The organism is Paenibacillus sp. FSL P2-0322 (genome assembly GCF_037975315.1).
GTDB lineage: Bacteria > Bacillota > Bacilli > Paenibacillales > Paenibacillaceae > Paenibacillus > Paenibacillus polymyxa_B.
In genome coordinates this window covers 2,971,045-2,990,505 of record NZ_CP150243.1, presented here as the reverse complement: position 1 = coordinate 2,990,505, position 19,461 = coordinate 2,971,045, and the positions used below count along the sequence as shown (strand labels likewise).

Annotated in this window: 17 protein-coding genes; 4 read left to right on the top strand and 13 right to left on the bottom strand. The window is 40.2% G+C overall.

The features are described 5' to 3' along the window. Positions 1-66: 66 nt before the first annotated feature. The 7 genes from MKY24_RS13055 to MKY24_RS13025 all read right to left on the bottom strand — a co-directional run bounded on the left by MKY24_RS13055 (position 67) and on the right by MKY24_RS13025 (position 8,540). A complete protein-coding gene (locus MKY24_RS13055) occupies positions 67-327 on the bottom strand; it encodes a hypothetical protein (RefSeq protein ID WP_053325482.1) in 261 nt (86 codons plus the stop codon). Between the two features lie 140 nt (positions 328-467). Beyond that, positions 468-1,877: a DHA2 family efflux MFS transporter permease subunit gene (locus tag MKY24_RS13050; protein ID WP_081326325.1), complete on the bottom strand. Its 1,410-nt coding sequence runs from the start codon at positions 1,875-1,877 to the stop codon at positions 468-470. Between the two features lie 472 nt (positions 1,878-2,349). Next, complete coding sequence (locus MKY24_RS13045) at positions 2,350-2,577, bottom strand: FtsX-like permease family protein (RefSeq protein ID WP_226887817.1); 228 nt, start codon at positions 2,575-2,577, stop codon at positions 2,350-2,352. Between the two features lie 588 nt (positions 2,578-3,165). Then, on the bottom strand, positions 3,166-5,811 hold the full coding sequence (locus MKY24_RS13040; protein ID WP_339202227.1) for an FtsX-like permease family protein: 2,646 nt from the start codon (positions 5,809-5,811) through the stop codon (positions 3,166-3,168). Beyond that, a complete protein-coding gene (locus tag MKY24_RS13035) occupies positions 5,808-6,494 on the bottom strand; it encodes an ABC transporter ATP-binding protein (protein WP_028541247.1) in 687 nt (228 codons plus the stop codon). The genes MKY24_RS13040 and MKY24_RS13035 overlap by 4 nt, the downstream gene beginning before the upstream one ends. An 87-nt stretch (positions 6,495-6,581) precedes the next feature. Continuing rightward, complete coding sequence (locus tag MKY24_RS13030; RefSeq protein WP_023988688.1) at positions 6,582-7,841, bottom strand: HAMP domain-containing sensor histidine kinase; 1,260 nt, start codon at positions 7,839-7,841, stop codon at positions 6,582-6,584. 3 nt (positions 7,842-7,844) lie between these two features. Next, positions 7,845-8,540, bottom strand: coding sequence for a response regulator transcription factor (locus tag MKY24_RS13025; protein WP_023988687.1), 696 nt, complete (start codon positions 8,538-8,540; stop codon positions 7,845-7,847). A 463-nt stretch (positions 8,541-9,003) separates the two neighbouring features. On the opposite strand from MKY24_RS13025, the gene MKY24_RS13020 reads away from it, so the two are divergent. Beyond that, on the top strand, positions 9,004-9,912 hold the full coding sequence (locus MKY24_RS13020; protein ID WP_034095032.1) for an arginase family protein: 909 nt from the start codon (positions 9,004-9,006) through the stop codon (positions 9,910-9,912). Between the two features lie 146 nt (positions 9,913-10,058). Continuing rightward, positions 10,059-10,649 (top strand): TetR/AcrR family transcriptional regulator, encoded by a 591-nt coding sequence (locus MKY24_RS13015; protein WP_179085402.1) that lies wholly within the window; start codon positions 10,059-10,061, stop codon positions 10,647-10,649. A gap of 79 nt (positions 10,650-10,728) precedes the next feature. On the opposite strand, the gene MKY24_RS13010 is transcribed toward MKY24_RS13015, so the two are convergent. Continuing rightward, a complete protein-coding gene (locus MKY24_RS13010) occupies positions 10,729-11,448 on the bottom strand; it encodes a DsbA family oxidoreductase (RefSeq protein WP_053325478.1) in 720 nt (239 codons plus the stop codon). A gap of 43 nt (positions 11,449-11,491) precedes the next feature. Beyond that, complete coding sequence (locus MKY24_RS13005) at positions 11,492-12,139, bottom strand: NAD(P)H-binding protein (protein ID WP_023988683.1); 648 nt, start codon at positions 12,137-12,139, stop codon at positions 11,492-11,494. 219 nt (positions 12,140-12,358) lie between these two features. On the opposite strand from MKY24_RS13005, the gene MKY24_RS13000 reads away from it, so the two are divergent. After that, positions 12,359-12,928 (top strand): TetR/AcrR family transcriptional regulator, encoded by a 570-nt coding sequence (locus MKY24_RS13000; RefSeq protein WP_177235816.1) that lies wholly within the window; start codon positions 12,359-12,361, stop codon positions 12,926-12,928. Positions 12,929-13,181: 253 nt separating this feature from the next. Here MKY24_RS13000 and MKY24_RS12995 read toward each other — a convergent pair whose 3' ends face one another. Next, on the bottom strand, positions 13,182-13,700 hold the full coding sequence (locus MKY24_RS12995) for an AraC family transcriptional regulator (protein ID WP_053325477.1): 519 nt from the start codon (positions 13,698-13,700) through the stop codon (positions 13,182-13,184). Positions 13,701-13,895: 195 nt separating this feature from the next. On the opposite strand from MKY24_RS12995, the gene MKY24_RS12990 reads away from it, so the two are divergent. Continuing rightward, positions 13,896-14,273, top strand: a complete 378-nt coding sequence (locus MKY24_RS12990) for an EthD domain-containing protein (protein ID WP_025684497.1) — start codon at positions 13,896-13,898, stop codon at positions 14,271-14,273. 78 nt (positions 14,274-14,351) lie between these two features. On the opposite strand, the gene MKY24_RS12985 is transcribed toward MKY24_RS12990, so the two are convergent. The 3 genes from MKY24_RS12985 to MKY24_RS12975 form a co-directional block, all read right to left on the bottom strand. Further along, complete coding sequence (locus MKY24_RS12985) at positions 14,352-15,788, bottom strand: 6-phospho-beta-glucosidase (RefSeq protein WP_048481502.1); 1,437 nt, start codon at positions 15,786-15,788, stop codon at positions 14,352-14,354. 24 nt (positions 15,789-15,812) lie between these two features. Continuing rightward, the gene (locus MKY24_RS12980; RefSeq protein WP_339202224.1) at positions 15,813-17,720 is read right to left on the bottom strand and encodes a beta-glucoside-specific PTS transporter subunit IIABC; all 1,908 of its coding nucleotides are present in this window, start codon (positions 17,718-17,720) and stop codon (positions 15,813-15,815) included. 221 nt (positions 17,721-17,941) lie between these two features. Next, positions 17,942-18,775, bottom strand: coding sequence for a PRD domain-containing protein (locus tag MKY24_RS12975; RefSeq protein WP_023988677.1), 834 nt, complete (start codon positions 18,773-18,775; stop codon positions 17,942-17,944). Between the last annotated feature and the right edge of the window lie 686 nt (positions 18,776-19,461).

Sequence of the window (19,461 nt, the reverse complement as noted above, 5' to 3'; positions counted from 1 at the left end):
ATTTTGATCATCCGTCCTTTAACCTCAACGATTTCAACAGAACCATCTTTGTGTTCCATGTAGAAATCAGGTGTATACACACGTTTTTTTATACTTCTTGCCACAGTGTTCCACAGCCTGCATGATCTCAAAGGTTTTATGAAGCTCTAGCTTATGAAGGTAACCTGCAATAATTAAAGGAACAACCCGCTTATTATAGAAGCGCTCCTCCGCTTGGTTATCAAATGTAAGACGTTGAGTAGGTAAAGGCTCCCGAGGCGGTTCTCGAATTTTCACATGAGGGTTCGATGTAAGGAATTCTATGAGATCGGCTTCAGACATATGCATAGACTCACCTCTTCTTCATTTGCGATGTTCACCCTCCAACAAATGAAATAGAAGAGCGAATAGATAATCGTAAATAATCTATTCGCTCTTACACCTTTTAATAAATCTGTGGTTGAATCAACAATGCTTCTTGAGAAGCATTATGACCAATCGGAGTCTCCTGACCACTTTTGGACTTTCACTCGTCTAACAAATACGCCAAGAACAAGGCCGGCAAGGGCAACAAACATCACGAAGAATAATGCGTTCTGCATACCAGCCGTCAAAGCCAATGTTGCATTAGCCGGGTTTGAAGGATCAGCAACATTGTTCATAAAGTCTCCTACTCCGCTTGTCATGACACTAACCGCCATAGCAATCCCGATCGCTCCTGCAATTTGCTGCAGCGTGTTCATAATAGCCGTACCATCCGGGTACATCTCAGCAGGTAGCTGATTCAGACCATTCGTCTGAGCAGGCATCCACACCATAATAATTCCAACCATCAGACAGGTATGCAAGACGACAATCAAAGCGATTGACGATGCAACCGTAATATCAGAATAGAACCATAGGGTGGCCGCAGTTAGAATTAGACCAGGAACTACCAAAAACTTAGGTCCGAATTTGTCAAAGAGCGACCCAACAACAGGAGAAAGCACAGCTGAAATGATGCTGCCTGGAAGAAGAGTCAATCCAGCTGTCAAAGCACTTAATTCAAGAACACGAATCAAAAACATAGGAAGAACAAACATCGCTGCAAGATCAACACTCATACAAATGAATACTAGCGCCGTACCGATGGCAAACATCGGGTTTTTAAGTGTTCTTACGTTCATAAGAGGTTCTTTCATGTTCAGTTGTCGAATGACAAATAGTATCAATGCAACAACACCGGCGATCAGAGATACAATGACTACAGGGTTACCCCAGCCATGATCTCCTTCTCCAGCAGTACTAATACCGTAAACCAATCCGCCAAAACCAATTGTCGACAAAACCAGAGAGTAAATATCAATACGTGGTTTAGTTATTGGTGCTACATTTTTTATAAATGTAACGCCTATCACCAAAGCAACCACCAGAGTCATTAACGATACCCAGAATATCCAGTGCCAGCTCAGATTATCAATCAATAGACCTGAGGTGGTTGGACCTAAAGCAGGTCCCGCTGTGAACACAAGAGTGACCAGCCCCATCGCTTTTCCGCGTTTCTCGGCTGGGAATATAATGAGAGCAGTATTAAACATCAAAGGAAAGAGCAGGGCTGCTCCAGCAGCTTGAAGTATCCTTCCTAATAGCAATATATCGAAACTTCCCGCCATAGCACCTATTGCTGACCCTACGATTGAAATAATGACTGATGTCAGGAAAAGTTGCCTCGTTGTAAACCACTGTATCAATAATCCTGAAAGGGGAACTAAAATTCCCAGTGTGAGTAAATAACCACTTGATAACCACTGGACCGTGGACTCCGTAATTGCAAACTGATTAATTAAATCGCTGATAGCGATATTAATTGCTGTTTCATTAAACGTACCTATGATACCTGCAAGCATTAATGCGAACATTATGGGTAAAACTTTAACATTTGGGACCTTTTGCTCTTCTGAAATAGTTCCTGATTGCAAAACCTTCACTCCTCTGTGTCTTTCTAATTTCCACTGCATAGCATAAACAAAGCATTACAGAATACCTTTACTTAGAAATAATGTTTACCAGAACCGCGATGACAGGTAGCGCATTGTGTTATGTGTATATGTAAACCTCCTCTTGCATACTTATCTCATTCCCTCTCCAAATCTGTAGAGGAGAACTTTCAACTTTTTGATAATAACACACGCATGTCAAGTCCCCCCCTAAACCAAAGGAAAAGTCAACCCCCTTTTTTTTGAATCTCTAAAACAAAAAAAGCCGCGATCTATGCGACTTTCTAAGTGATAATCTATTTTATAGTTATCTACGTTTCCTTTCTCAAAGCCTCAACGATACTCGTTTGATTTAATCGATACATCGGCCAAGCTGTAGCAACGAGCGTTGTTGCTATGGCACCTGCACAAGCAAGAACAATGCTGCCCCTAGAATCGTCCAACCTACATCGACAGCACCTTTGAAGAGACGATGTATACCATAGCTCAATACTGTTCCGAGTATACTACCGTATACCGCAGCGTATAGGCCGTAAAATACGCCTTCCAACAGAATCATTTTCTTTACATTACGTTGTGTCATGCCGAGGGCTTTAAGAACTGCAAATTCTTTGGTACGCAGAATGACATTGTGCTGACGGTGTTCAGTATATTCAGGAATGCAATCAGGACAATGGCACCAATAAATCCATATAAAAAGATCCTGGCGGTTGTCGCGTCGTTCTTGGCTTGAGCAAGTTGCTCCACTTTATCTGTTTAACTGTACCCCTTCTATAATTTTATTCTAATACACGTTATTAATGGGGAAACGTTCCTACAATTGATTTTCTTTGTCACCTCTCCGTTTACCCGTGTTTCCAAAGTATAAGCTACAAGATAGAAACTTTGCTTAGATAATTATCTAATCCGCAATGACAAAATGTTCTTGTCCCGCGACAAATGTCTACATCACTTTGGGCACACTATTTTACGTAATTACATATGAGAATATAGTTACATTATTTTTGGATCAATCTACTAGTAAGGATTTTATATCATTAGTTATATCAGATGTTAGCAGCTCATAGCCGTACCGTCCCCCGCTGAATCACTACTGAAATATTTAAAGAACGATTTAACAGGCACCCCATATGATTAAAGGGTGCCTGTTTTAAATTCATTATTTTTAGCTGGCTTTGTGTTACACTTTTTAACCAACCGATCCTAGTTCTCACTCCGGAGAGCATCTACTAACTTTATTCAACCTGTACATCGGCCCAATCGTTGCGACGATCGTCGTAATCATCGAACCTGCGAAAGCGATGCCGATACTGTACCACGGGAACACCCAATCTGCATCCAAAGCACTCGCAAAGAGAACTTGTATTCCATAATTCAGCGTCGTCCCTAGGATAATTCCGATCACGGCGGCAAATAGTCCATAAAATACGCCTTCTAAAATAATCATTTTTCTCACTTCCTTCTGGGTCATGCCGATGGCCTTGAGGGTTGCAAATTCTTTCGTACGAAGAATTAGATTCGTACTTACTGTATTTACAATGTTCAAGAAAGCAATTAGAACAATGACACCGATAAAACCGTAAAGCAAGATACTAAAAGTCTTTGCATCGTTTTTAGCTTGAGCGACCTCTGCCACTCGATCATGGTAGTTAAAACCAGCGTTTTTATCAGTTAATGATTTAAGATAGTCCGTTATAGGATGATTTGATATATCGGGATTAGCGAGGATAAATATTCTGGAATAAGTGTCGCTACCCATAATCTTGGAGTATACTTTCGGCGTCGTAATAAATGAAAGATCTTGACCTGTACTATATTTCTTCGATAACAAATCTTGATCGACAATTCCGACCACAGTCACGGTTTGATATTCATTATGATTTCCGTCAATTGTTCGGATTTTGATGTGATCTCCAACCTTAAATTGGGTTTGATCGAGAATTAGTCGTTTGCCTTCTTCTGTCATCATCATTATTTTTTGTAGGACGATAACGCCATTCTCTTGGTTCATTTTCTCTTTGTCAATCTTCCCGGCCGTGAGTTTGGATTGCAGAGCATCCAAGCCATTGTCTCCGTAGGACACAAGGAAATTATTATCTGTTCGATATCCTTCCCCTTCGGAAACGATGTATCGATCCTTATGAAATCCATAATATTTGGGATTGATCTTATCCTTAGGGATGATTGCATCTACTTGATTCCTGTAAAATTTGTAGGCTTGTTGAACAGCATCAAGCTTAGAAACATTCCGATACACAGTATCGTCTATTCGACTTGAAGGACCATCATAGGAAAGCGAATAAGAATACTGCGCACCCGAGAGCTGTGTTATTTGCTGCATGAAATCAACCAAACCACTAAAGACAATAAATAAAATAATACTAATAATCATGGAAAAGGCTGTAATCCGGAAACGTTTCTTGTTCCGTTGCAAGTTTCTGCTTGCGAATTGCCCTACGACGCCAAACAGCTTTTTAACAAACAGAGACTTTTTGACCTTTGTGATATTTTCAACCTTCGAGCTTCCCGCATTTTTCAGCGCTTCAAGAGGATATACGCGAGCTGCTTGTTTTGCTGGTCCAATAGCGGAAAGGTATACGCTCAGCAAGCCCAATAAACCGGCAGAGATTAGAATCGGTAGGGAAATGACCATTCTCATATCATTTAAGAAACCTAACGTTAACAAGCTGATATTGTAAAACAATACCTTCATAAAAAGGGTTCCTGTGAGAATCCCGATGGGTATGCCGATCAAGCTTATCAGGGTTGCTTCTTGCATCACAATTTTGCGAATTTGGGCTGGTGTAGCTCCAATGCATCTTAACATACCGAATTGTGAAATCCGCTCCAGTACAGAAATATGAAAAATATTATAAATCATTGCAATCGTACAAATCATTATAATCGCAATGACAGCAGCGAAAGTTAGGATTAAGCTGTTATTCACACCTTCATAAATGCTTTTGCCATACAATTTAAGCAGTTCATTATTGTACTCAATTCTTACATTTTCAATAAAGTTATCCCTATCCAGTTGCATAGCGGAACCTTGTTCGACATTACTCAGCTGTAAAGAGGACATCAAGGCTTCCGTCTTTTCTTTGATGTTCTTCAAAGATTTCATTTTGACGTAAATAAAGTAATTTTTGTAGTTATCGATACTCTTGTTATCATTGAAAGTAATTGCAGGAAAGATGTATCCGGAAGACCAATTCTCTTTGCTTGACGGCTTCATAAAGCCTACAACAGTATATTCTCTTTGGGATTGAGCTTGGAAGGCTTCGTCAAGATCCCAACCATAATCGCCAAGTCCGTTAATCTTTTTGTCTTCACCAGTTGACGCCACCTTCCGGATTCCAAGGTTTAGCGTAATTGTTTCGCCAAGCTTTGGTTTTTTTAAAAAATAACTCAGACTCGAAGATGAAAGGATAATTTCATTCGAATTTTCCGGGTACCTGCCCGAGTCTAGCTGTGACTGAAGCATGTTCATTGCATTCGCATTATATCCCTTGACATTCAAGTACCGGTAGGGTGCGGCAAACGGATCTTCCTTCTTTTCCTTCTCTTTTGTTTCCCTAAGGACAGCATATCCTTCTCTACTGATGACGCCGGCACTTTTTACGGCTGCATTGTTTTTGACTTTCGGGATTGCTTCTCCTGAAATACCATTGAAAGAGACGTGGTAATCTCCGAAGTCCTGCATGGTTTGTCTGACTGACTTATCCCAATAGCTCATCCCGATTGTTCCAATGGAAGTAAACAGTGTAACCGACAAGATTATACCTAAGATTGTAAGCATCGATCTTTTTTTCTGTCCCTTTAAATATTTTCCAGTAAGATCTGTGTAGCTTTTCAACTTTCACTCACCTCATTTGCCTGTAGAAGGACTCCGTCTTCGATTCTTACGACTCGATCTGCGATTTTAGCAATATTCAAATCGTGCGTGATCATGATTAACGTCTGATTATATTTTTTAACTGAAAACATAAGTAAGTCCATAATATCCCTGCTGTTTTTACTATCCAGATTTCCGGTAGGTTCATCCGCCAAGATAATCGACGGTTTATTAATTAACGCACGGCCAATCGCCGTTCTTTGCTGTTGTCCGCCTGACAATTCGGATGGAAGATGATGTCTCCGCTCGGTCAGACCTAATATACCCATTAATTCCTGAACATAATTTTCATCTACCCTTTTGTTCTCTAATAGCATCGGTAACTTGATATTTTCCTCTGTAGATAGGACCGGGATCAGATTGTATGATTGAAAAATAAATCCAATTTTCCGTCTTCGGAATACAGCGAGCTCCTCTTCACTTCTGGAGTAAAGATCCGTACCATCGATGATGACCTGTCCACTAGCCGGGCGGTCCACTCCACCTAGAAGATGCATTAAGGTACTTTTTCCTGATCCACTGGCTCCTACGATGGCAACAAATTCTCCATGTTGAACAGAGAAATTGACATTTTTTAAAGCTTCAACCTTTGCCTCTGCACTTCCATAGGTTTTACACAAATTAATAGTTTTTAGTATTTCCACCTGTTTACCTCCTGAGCTAATGTTTCACTTTGTATGTTTGTTATTATAAAGATCGAAGCTTACAATAAAGTGAAGAGGAAGCTTACGTTATTGTAAGCTTCCTCCACTATCCCATTTATTAAACGAAACTCTAAATTCTGTTCCTAGCCCTAACTGACTTACAACGGTGATCATACCGCCTTGCTCTTCAATAATGGACTTGGATAAAGACAAGCCAATGCCAAGACTTTGCGGCTTTGTCGTTCTTCTCCCTCTATAGAATCGTTCAAAAATGTGAGGCAAATCTTCTGGGGAAATGCCTTCTCCTTGATCTCGAATGATTACTGTCTGGAATAATGAATTTTTTTCTAAAATAACATCAATTCCTCCCTCTAGTGGCGTATGTTCCAGTGCATTTTTAATCAAGTTAATCAAGGCTTCTGTTAGCCATTCTTCATCCGCCCAAACATACATATCTTCTCCACCATGAATGTGAATCTTCTGCTTCCTTTGCTCGGATAACATTCGCAACGAATGTACAGCATGATCGATCATTTCTCTTACTCGAACGCGTTCTATCAGGAACGTTATTGCTCCGGCTTCGACCCGTGCCAGCTTCAGCAAACTGATAATCAGCCATTCCATTCGCTCTAGTTGTTGACGGCCTCGATCCAGAAATTTCGTTCTCATTTCTTCTTTCATATGAGGATCATTTAGCAAATTTTCATTAAAAACGATGAGGATTGCTAGTGGCGTTTTGAGCTGATGCGAAATATCGGAAAGCAAGTTGCGTAGAAACATTTTCTCTTGTTGGAGTTGCCGAAGACTGTTGTGTAACCTTTCGGCCATCGCGTTAAAGTTTCGTCCTAATGCGCCAAAGTCCCCTTCATCATTCTCCGGAAGCGGTTGATCAAACTGATGTTCAACAACTTGCTCCGCTGCAAAGGTTATGGTTCGAATCTTGTTAAATATTTTGCGGTATTCCCATCCCAATAACAGCAGTAATGGAATACTATAAAGCAAAACCTGAGCCGCCGTTTTCATGGGTAAGGCGTTATCCGAGAGTACAGGTTGATCGTTTACGGGCATATCTTCCTTATATGCATATTGAGCCAGGCTGCGTTTTCCCTCTACGATTTCATTTTCTTGTGCACCCTGAGTGATAAAGTGGATAATTTCATTTTCTAGTTGAGGAGCTTGCTTCAAAACATAACCAATCAATGCAGCATTTTGATTAACCACGGCCTTATTGATCTGACTGACTTGATAACTCATATAAAAGAATATGATTACCGCTAACATAACTTGTAATACGATCGCTTTAACAGTAATAGACTTCCACTCTGGATTACGGACGAATTCATTCATGGTTTATCTCCCTACAATATCTGCATTCCATTTATATCCGACTCCTCGAACGGTAATGATGTATCTCGGTACTGCAGGAACATCCTCGATCTTCTCTCTTAACCTTCTGATATGAACTGAAAGGGTGTTGTTATCAATGAATTCTCCTGACATATCCCACAGACTGTTAAGGATGATACTTCTGCTGCAAATTTGCTTGGGGTGAGTCATTAACATCAATAGCAATCGATATTCCAGCCCCGTCAATAAAAGTTCCTGATTGTTTTTAAGAACAATTCCTTCTAGAACTCGAACTTCAATATCGTCGGATATCCATCTATTCGGTTCATCCTTGGGCTTATGATTGCGCCTTAATACGGCTTTCATTCTAGAGAGAAGTTCTTTGGTACGGAGCGGTTTGGTCATATAATCATCTGCTCCCAAATCAAGACCAGCAACAACATTTGTCTCCTCATCCAAAGCTGTCAAAAAAATGATGGGAACCTGGGATAATGCACGGATTTCCCTACACAGGTCATACCCTGAACCATCAGGTAAATTTATATCCAACAAAATTAAATCGACGTCGTCTGTCTTTAATGCCTTTCTGGCTTCTTCCAAGCTACCCGCAAGAACAACGCCATATCCTTCACTTGTTAAAGTATATTCAATACCGAACACCAAATTATCATCATCTTCAACCAGTAAAATTCGATTCATTGAGCACCTCAGTTTAATTCAAGAAAGTTTTTAAAATGCTTACTTATTATAGTACATAATTCCACTTTCAAATAAATGGCGGCGGTAAAACTACACCGTTTTTCCACTGTATCATGAAAGATATCTTTCACAAAGCTGTTTAGTGGAAAATTTATTAAAGATAACTCTGGTTCACCCATTAAACGTCACAAAAAATCATCAACCAATGTGGAATAATTTTTAAGTTGAGAAAGCCTATTTCTAAGCCACAAAAGACATGTAGGTGTCGGGCCATTTTCTTCACATTCTGTGCAATGGCCGTCATCAACGCCTGCCTTTTATAAGCTCAATGATTGTCATTGTATAATCAGCATAATTTCAAATAGGCATTCCCTGTTATTTAGGGTTTGCAATATAAAAAGTAATCTTGTATCATTTTCAGTGAATGAACGATCACTAACTTAAATAAAAGGAGAAATATCTTATGAATGAAATGGATACAAGCCGTACACTGCGTTTGTTATTCCCTCAATGGCAAGGAGGGAACAACCCTCCTTACGTTCTGGGAGCTCACTTGTTAAACTGGCTTGCTCCCAAGTCTAATGGTCCTTTTGAAGAAGTACCCGTCGATCTGAACCCTAATGTAGAAAAAGAACAAGGTATAATTGCCAAAAGTACCGTATTGCAACAAGCTAGATCAGCCAAAAGTCTAATTCATAAACATAACCCTGAACGTATCGTTGTCCTTGGAGGGGATTGCAGTGTAGAACTTGCTCCTTTTTCTTATTTGAATGAGAAATATGATGGAGATGTTGCTCTGTTATGGGTAGATGCTCACCCTGATGTCTCGATCCCTGAAGACTTTGAAAATCATCATGCTCATGTTCTTGCCAATTTGCTTGGGGTAGGTGATCAGGAATTTGTTGCAGAGGTGCCCCATCTTTTTAAACCTGAACAAATCCTATATGTAGGATTGAACGACATGATCGATGCTCTTCACTCAGAGCCCATGAAAAATATGAAATTAGATATTGTAGGTCCCGATGAAATTAAGCAGGATAGTTCTAAAGTGCTCCAATGGCTAGCTGAGAAAAAACCGTCCAAGATTATTATTCATTTTGATCTGGATGTTCTGGATATGAAAGAATTCCGTTCTCTTCTGGTTGCTTATCCGGGAACATACGAAGAATACACCAAGAGCTTCCCACAAGGATCAAGTATGGAAACCATTATCCGAGTTTTGCAAGATGTAGCCAAATCCTATGATGTAGTCGGTCTAGGGATCACTGAACATTTCCCTTGGGACTCTTATTTCTTGGCGAACATGCTGTCTCGTTTACCTCTGCTTGGAGATATTGATAATAAAGAGCGTCCAGTCTTTAATACACTTTAATCCAAATGCAGACTATGGTAATGTACATGGTATGATGGATGTACATTATTTCGCGAAACAAGGAGGTTACAGGGATAAGAGCCAAGAAGGTATCCCTGTACATTTGAAGTACAATGAATAACTCTGAACCGCCTAAATCGAAACGAATGAAACAAAAAGACGATAGCAGACGCTTGCTCATCGAGGCTGCTGTTCGATGTTTTTCACGCAATGGATTTCACAAAACAGGCATTGTCGAAATTGCAAAAGAAGCAGGAATGAGTGCAGGGAATCTGTACCGCCACTTTCCAAGTAAAGATGCATTTATTATTGCACTGGTGGAAGAAGAACAGCGCCATGCCTTGGCCAAAATGGAATTTAAAGAAACCGAAAAAGATCCTCTCGGACAGATTCTGACGATTATAACTAGTTGTGTCAGTAATCCCGTATATCCTATGGACCAGAGATTATGGATCGAAATTTTGGCTGAAGCTTCACGCAATAAGGGCGTGCGACATGTCTTCAATCAAAGTGATATCATCATGCGTGAATCATTCAAAAATCTGCTTACAAGTGCTATTCATGAAAAACAAGTAGATCCAGAATATGATGTGGAGACCCTTTCTCTCTGGTTGTATGCGCTGATTGACGGCCTTATTGCACGTACAGCCACTGACGAACATTTCAGTTTTGATCACCATATGAGTCAATTCAATCAACTGATTCGCCAAGCATTAAAACCCAAAGAGCTCCAATAAAAGAAACAGCGGTAGCTATGGACGAGAAAATAAAGTCCTAGACTGCCGCTGTTTTACGATTACTTTAATGGCGCCTCCGTCAGCTGTTTTTTGGCGTACAATAACCATCCTCGCAAACATTGCCTGATTCTTGGTTTAGAGTCGTATCTAACGTCATCAGCGGATGTTCCTCGTCCCATACTTTTTGCAGCGCCTCCAGAAACACTTCACTTGATTGTGCGCCTGAAATCGCATATTTGCGGTTGATGACAAAGAAAGGTACACCTGTAGCTCCAAGGCTGCTTGCTTCACGCCCATCTGCACGAACTTCATCCACATATTGCGTGCTTTCCAGCACGTTGAGCGTTTTCTCGCGATCCATACCGGCTTCCGCCGCTATGTCAGCCAGTGTGCCCGCGTCGCCGATATGCTTGGAATCTGTGAAATATGCTTTATACAGAAGCTCCAACACTTCCGCACTCTTGCCATAGGTACCCGCAAACTTGATCAATCGATGCGCATCGAGCGAATGAGTAGGGATTATTCGGTCAAATTGAAAATCCACTCCATCACCCTTCGCTTGTTGGGCAAATTGTTTATGCATGGCCTTGGCTTCTTCTCTGCTGCCACCATGCTTTGAAACATACAAGTCGTGTACATCGTAAGCTGGGTATTTCTCGGCATAAGGATCTAGCTGGAAGCTCCGGTACTCCACATTCACTTTATCTTTGGATGCAAACAGCCCCAGCCCGTCCTCGAAACGCTGTTTTCCGATATAACAAAATGGGCAGCCAATATCCGACCAAATCTCTACTTTCATTTCGTTCCTCTCCCTTCACTTGATAAACAGATGGAATCCTTTCTCAACTGTTGTATACAATCGGCATTTGATGAATTAAGGATGGCTCGGAAGCTGCATGATACATAAATTTAGCGATATTTTCTCGGGATACCCCCATTTTGGCTGGCTGATCGCCTAGCGAGTAAGCATAATGAACGTTTTCCTTATGCCTTACATTTGGATTAATAATCCGAACTACTGTCCAGTCTAAAGAAGATCGCTTGATGATTTCCTCAAGCTTTTTCATTTCGTAATAACCATTCGGAAACATCACCTTGGCCATAATTCCCGGTACAATTGTGGCAATCGAATTCCGATCCTTATCAGATTTCAAGGTTGGAGTAGCAAGTGTAATGAGTCGTTTCTTATTTAACTTTCTCATCGCATTTACAATAACCTCATGACCATCCGCAACAGGGGTACCTTTTAATTTTCTGGACGTATCAAGTGCGGGTCCCAATGTGCTAATGATGACATCGGCATTCGACAGTGCTTGTTCCACCAAGTCTTGATTAGATAATTGACCCTCGACAACATTTAGCTTCTCATGTTTCTGTCCAATTTTCCCCGCATTTCTAGCATAAAGGGTAACGTTATCCCCGTTTTGAATTGCTACCTCAGTCAAAATTTTCCCAATTGCACCACTACCACCAAAAAGCGTTATGTTCATTAGTCGATCACCTCGATATTTTATTGTTAGATTGCTCTTTTGACCCAATGAACATTTAGGTTACAGCAAAACTTTATCGAACTTTTGTTGAATATATAACGTCCGTTGGTTATTATTATATGGATTATGTTGATTTCTTCAATCGCTAAAAAAGTGATTTTTGTTTTATATTCAACGGATTCGAATAATTTGTTAAATATCTTCTGGAGGCTATACATTATGGGAGTTAAAATCGATCGTAGAATCCTAAAAACAAAGGCAGCCATATTTAATGCATTTATAGGTTTGATCTCGGAGAAGGATTTTGAAGAAATAACTATTAATGAGATTGCGGATCGAGCGAATGTTAACAGGGGAACCATTTATTTTCACTACACCGATAAATACGATCTTCTTAACAAATGCATCGATGAGCATTTGAGCAGAATGATCTCCGTTTGCATCTCAACCGATCCAAATCAGGAAAAGGTTGATTTTATTCATTCTTTGTTACCTGTTTTTCAATACTTTGAGCAGAACCATACGTTTTTCGCTTCCATGCTTTCGAATAAAGGAATCCCTGCATTTCGGGAGCATATGTTAGAGATCGTGACGGGGAACATAAAAGACCAAGTCAATATGGAGGACCTTAATAAGGGGTATGACAAGCTATTGATAACGCAATTTATGGCCTTTGCATTCATTGGGGTAATCGAATGGTGGATTATAAATAACATGCCACATTCACCGAAATACATGGCCGAACAGGTATGGGGATTGTTTAAAAGGAATCAGGTGTACCCTTCATAAGCGAGATAACCCGTTCTTTAACTTAAAGATTAGCGAAAACAAGTTATTTGAGAACATCATGTATTACACGATGTTCTCAACGAGTATGAAAAATGAGGTATCACAATTCTGCATAGTTACTAATCGTCCTTTCTCTTCCAAAGAATACTTTATTTTCCTTTAACACCTATATGCTTAATGAAATATGTTAGAGGACCCATGCCGAATCCTGAGCTTGGCGACCCTTTTCCTCAAATACTTTTTTGAAAATGGACTATCTTGATGCTTGGCGTTCATTTCTTATCTTTTGTCTATACATCCCTGGAGCCAAACCAAAATGTTTTCGGAATAGTTTAGATAGATGTGCTGTATCCTGATACCCCACATACTCAGCGATCCAGTTGATGGTGTGATCGCTATTTAGCAGCCAGTGTCGTACCTCCTGAAGTCTAATATGTGTAATGTATTCTTTAAACCCACAATCGGTCTTCTGCTTAAACCACTGACTGAAATAGACTGGATTCAAATGGACTTCAGAAGATACCTCCTCCAACGTTAATGATCTTCTAAAGTGACAGTTTATATAATGTAAAACGCGTTGCACCGCAGGTTCCCCAGCTGTATTGATAAGTCTATCCAAAAGATCAGGTATTTCTGTCATACTTAGAAGCCAATCCGTATCCCCATGCAACTGATTCACAGTAATGACTTTAGCTCCTGCGTAATTCTTTGTGATCAGCTCCTTCACTTCCATGAAATCATTCTCGTCTATTTGTATAAGAAGAACACTCATGAGCTCCTTCCCCCTTTTATGCTCGAAGTATACGAATAGATTTTATGGAATAAAACATACCGTGAAACAGTACACATTCCAAACAATACTTGATTTACACCATGAAAATCTAGATTAAGACACTATTAGGATGTTCATTTCCATTGCTATAATAACAATATGTTAAATAAACTAACTCGAGGAGGCTAAACCATAATGGAAAGTATAAAAGAGTTAAATGTATATCCTGAAAAAGGACATAGCATCATGTTTGTGTTCCGAAGAAAACCAGGGATGTCACTTGAAGAGTTTCGCTATCATTATGAATTCACTCATGGACCTCTTGCTACCAAGCTTCCGGGGCTTATTTCTTATCGGCAGCATCCTACTCGAAAACCAGGGAAGGGAGATGGAGCCTATGTCCCTGACGAAGCACCCTATGATGCTGTTTCGTTATACATCTTCGAAAATGCAGCCGTAGCAGAGGCAGCTTGGGTTTCGCCGCAAGGTTTGTTAGTGGATGAAGATACACTAAAATTTATAGATACTGAGACCATGATTAGTTTGCCTGTTATCCCTCGGCAAGTCCTCTAAATTCATGTTCATAACATTAAATTTGAAACAGCCGAAACACCTCCATTCGTTATGGAACATGTTTCGGCTGTTTTACCTCTACTCTGTAATGATTTTTCCATTGGTAGCGATGACTTCTTTGTACCAATTGAAACTCTTCTTTCGTGTTCTCTCAAAAGTTCCCGATAAATCATCGTGACGATCGACATAAATGAAGCCATAACGTTTACGCATCTCTCCGGTGGAGTTGCTTACGATGTCTATGCATCCCCAACTAGTGTATCCCATGACCTCGACTCCATCTTGAATCGCTTCTGCGACTTGCACAAGATGCTCGCGGATATAATCAATTCGATAGGAATCCTCAACAATCCCCTTCTCATTCGGGACATCTATTGCGCCTAGGCCATTCTCGACAATAAACAAAGGTTTTTCATATCTGTCATAGAACTGATTTAACGTGTAGCGCAATCCCTTTGGATCGATTGACCAACCCCACTCTGAAGCTGAAAGGTACGGATTTTTAACCGCGCTCATAATATTGCCTCTGGATTGCTCATTAAGTTCAGGATCTGTTGTTGCACAGTAACTCATGTAATAGCTAAAAGAAATGAAATCGACCGTGTGTTTAAGTGTCTTCAGATCCTCTTCTGTGATATCGAGATCAATATTGGATTCTCTGAAATAACGCAGTATATACCCAGGATATTTACCTTTGACTTGCACATCTGCAAAGAAGAAATTCTCCCTGTCTTTACGCATGGCTTCCAACACATCCTCTGGTTTAGGTGTAAGAGGATACATTGGGCCACCCGCTATCATGCACCCGATCTGAGCATCGGGAATAATTTCATGACAAGCCTTCACTGCTAAAGCACTTGCAACGAATTGGTGATGGATAGCCTGATAAGTTACTTGCTCAGTTGCCTGATCAGGATAAATTCCTCCTGCAATAAAAGGACCATGAAGCATCATATTAATTTCGTTGAATGTCAGCCAATACTTTACTTTGTCCCCATACCGATCGAAAACAACTCTCGAAAAACGTTCAAAAAGAGTAATCACTTCTCGATTAGACCAGCCACCGTACTTATGGACGAGTCCAAGAGGCATTTCATAATGAGAAAGTGTAACTAATGGTTGAATTCCGTATTTGAGCAGTTCATCAAATAACCGATCATAAAATTCCAGACCTGCTTCGTTAGGAATGGCTTCATCTCCATTCGGAAAAATCCGGGTCCACGCTATAGAAGTTCTTAGTGTTCGGAACCCCATTTCTGCGAACAATGCGATATCCTCGGGGTAACGATGGTAAAAATCAATGGCCTGGTGTTTGAGATATTCACCATCAGGCTTATCCAGGATCTGACCGAATATTCCGTCCGACAACACATCTGAGACAGATAATCCCTTACCATCCTCAAGATAGGCACCTTCGATCTGATTCGCAGCCACGGCTCCGCCCCAGAGAAAGTCAGGGGGGAATAAATCCCCCGACGTTTTAATTTCATTCACCGATTTTTTTGTAAAATCCATTGTTTTTCACCCTCCAAATTTTCTTTATCCGATTACCTTCATTAAAGGATCTTTTTCATCAATACTTCCGATTGATTCTGCATTAACATCGACATAGTCATTATAATTAGCTACAATAATAGGAGTTACCGTGTCATAGCCAGCTTTTTTAATCTGTTCTATGTCGAACTCAACCAACAGATCGCCAGCCTCAACATGTTGACCTACTTCAACGTGAGTCTCAAAATGTTGACCATTCAGTTTAACGGTATCTATGCCAATATGAATCAATATTTCTGCTCCACTGTCAGCCACAACAACAATGGCGTGTTTCTTCTTGAAAACAGTCGCGACCGTACCTTTCACAGGTGACACCGCTCTTCCTGTAGTGGGTCTAATTGCAATTCCTTTGCCCATCATACCAGCTGCAAAGGCAGGATCACTGACTTGCGAGAGTTCTACCACTTCTCCATGAATAGGACTAAGAATAGGTTGAACACGATCTGGATTATTAAATTGTACCGTTACGGGTGCTCTAGGATCACTCTCTATCGTCCCTGTAATTGTATTATTCGAAGAGACGGCTACAGCTTCTTTTCTCTCTGGAATATCTTCGAATCCAATAATGAGTGTCAGAACAAAACCAACAACAAAACTAACTGCACAGCCGATCAAGAAATACAGGAATGTGGAACCGAAGAAAAATGGTAACCCTGCAATCGGCCCGGTACCAATTCCCGTGGCACCAACTTTAAACCATCCCATTACTGCACTGCCCAGGCCTCCAGCAATAGCAGCTGCGATCAACGGTTTTTTTAACTTAACGGTTACACCGTAAAGAGCAGGTTCGGTAATCCCGATAATGGCATTCAGTGCTGCTGTTCCAGCTACAGCCTTGAATTCTTTGTTTTTGGTTTTCAAATATACCGCAAGAGTCGCCCCTGCCTGACCCGAATTGGCTGCAACTGCAATCCCCATTATATAGTCAACACCATACTTAGAAAGGGATTGGAACATGACTGGCAAGAACCCGTAATGCATACCTGTGATGACAATCAGCGGATAAAATCCTCCGAGAAGAAGCCCCGCTAGCCATCCATAGTTCATGTATAGTGAAATAAATCCGACGGCGATTCCATTTCCTATGAGTGTACCAGCAGGTCCAAGCGCAATAAGAATGATAGAAGAAACAATCAACAATGTAAGCAGTGGCAAAAAGATAGACTGAAGAACCTTAGGAATGATACGTTTTAAAACCTTTTCCACATAAGACATAAACCACACGCCCAGAATAATGGGTAATACAGACGATGCGTATATGACTGAAGTAATCGGGATGCCAAGTAGGGTGACAGGTGATTCACCGTTCAAAAGAGCACCTAAGTTAGGATGAATCAAAACACCCGCAATCGCCCCAGCGACATATTGGTTAGCATTAAACTTTTTCGCCGTACTAAAAGCAAGAAGGATAGGCAAGAAATAAAAAGCCGCATCAGCGAATACAGATAGCAACTTATATGTGCTACTTTCCAAAGATACGAGTTCAAAAGACGAGAGTAATGTCATAATCCCTTTAAGTAATCCCGCCCCGATGATTGCTGGAATGATTGGAGCAAAAATACTTGAGATGACATTAAAGAAGGAATTGAGAATCCCTTTGAAGCCTTTCGAACCTGATGCAGAACTACTATCATCCGCAACTTGACGGTTACCCAGTAATTTTATAAATTCGCTGTGAACATCGGATACCTTATCCCCAACAATAATTTGAAATTGCCCCCCATTGACTGTCGCTCCCATAACACCCTGTATAGCCTGAATACCAGCTTTGTCTGCTTTCTCATTGTCTTTAAGGGTAAGACGCAATCGAGTTACACAGTGAGTTACATCTTTTACGTTTTCTTCTCCACCTAATAAAGGCAGTATTTCTCGTGCAATTTTCTGATTGCTCATGCTGATCCCCCCGGGATTTTAATGAAAAACGGAAACAAAAAAAGACCCAAATTCAACCAACTTACGCCCCGCGGTAGTCGTAAGTTCGTTAGAATTTAGGTCTTGCCTGCTCGAAGCAGTTACAATCCTACTTATCCTAAAGAATTATTCGGTTTGTGAATATGAACATAATTTAGCACGTACTTTGGAATCTGTCAACGCTTACATCAGGTGTAAAGATCTCAACTCCTGTTGACCACTCTTTCAATATGGATCGTCAAATAGAGTAATTCGTCCTTGTTTAAGAGATAATCATAGCTTAGCTTGATGTATTCTTTGATTTTCCAGGCACATTCATAAGATGGCTTATACTTTTCTTTCACGATATTTAGCAATTCCTCATCTTTACTTTCCGTCATAATTTTATTAAACATCCGCTGGGAAAAAAATTTGAGATGAGTTACGAATCTGAAATAGTTAAGCGATTCTTCATCCAAATCAATTCTGAATGTATATTGAACAATGTTTAGGATTTCTTTAATTAATCTTGTGATATTTGCCGCTTCAGGTACATTTTCGTTCATTTGAGCATTAACGATATGGAGGGCAATAAAGCCAGCCTCATCTTCAGGGAGTTCCACACCAAGACGCTCTTTAATTATGGACAGAGCTTCCATGCCGATTCCAAATTCCAATCTATAGAATCGTTTTATTTCCCAAAGGAGTGCATTATGAATATCTATCCCTTGTTGATGACGTTCGATTGTAAAATTAATATGATCGGGAAGCGAAATATATATGCTTTCATTCAGTTTTCGATTCGTTTTCTGCATAGCATAGTTAATAATATCTTCTGTAAGCGACATAACCTCCAACGATATTTTGTTTAATAACGTCTTTAGTCTATCGGTAAGTTCCTTATTCTCAAGGCTAAATACTTTTTCAATTTTGGACTTATCAACGGTGTCGCCTTTTTTCTTTTGAAAAGCAATCCCTAAGCCCATAATCACCAATTCCTTGTTGTCTTCATTCATCGCCGTGATCACATTATTGTTGATCACTCTTGAAATCAACATGAATATCCCCCCAATGTTCAAAAAGCATCAAAAAAAGACAAGTCTCCATTGATCACTACGCTTGTCTGAATTGTATGTGATTCTAACATTTTGCTCAAATGAACGTCAATTATCAAATTCAATGTAAGGCTGTGTAGCCATCAACATTTTTGTTGTGCTGCACTTACTACGGACATGATTTTTTTAGCTAAAATAAGACTTCTCAGACAAGTAAGAGACAATTAATAGGCGTCCTACAAACCATATGAACCATATGTTGCAACTTTCCATGCCACCTGGCGAGGATTACGCCAACGCCAGATTTTTCTACTAACCTTTACCACTCTTAATATCATCCTCTGAAAGTCATAGTTAGTTCGAGCGAGGCATCACGAGTATGGCCAGGGATGCTTTCCCACAGCCCTTACTTGGCGGTACTTCCACTCAGAGAAATTTTATATATAGCGAATCAGTGTGATTAATCTACAACACCTCCAAGATTATTCCCGATCTCTCTCATAAATAGGGTATTATCTTGAAGGTGTTTAAATTTTTCCAACACTATGCAATTGTCTGTTACTTTCTGTTAGTTTCCCCAAGTTTAACTCTTCTTTATAGATAGACTATAAAAAACATAGCTATAAGCCCTTTTTTATTTCAAGCTTAGTCCGATTTATAGTAAAAGCCAATTGCAAAATAAAAAATAC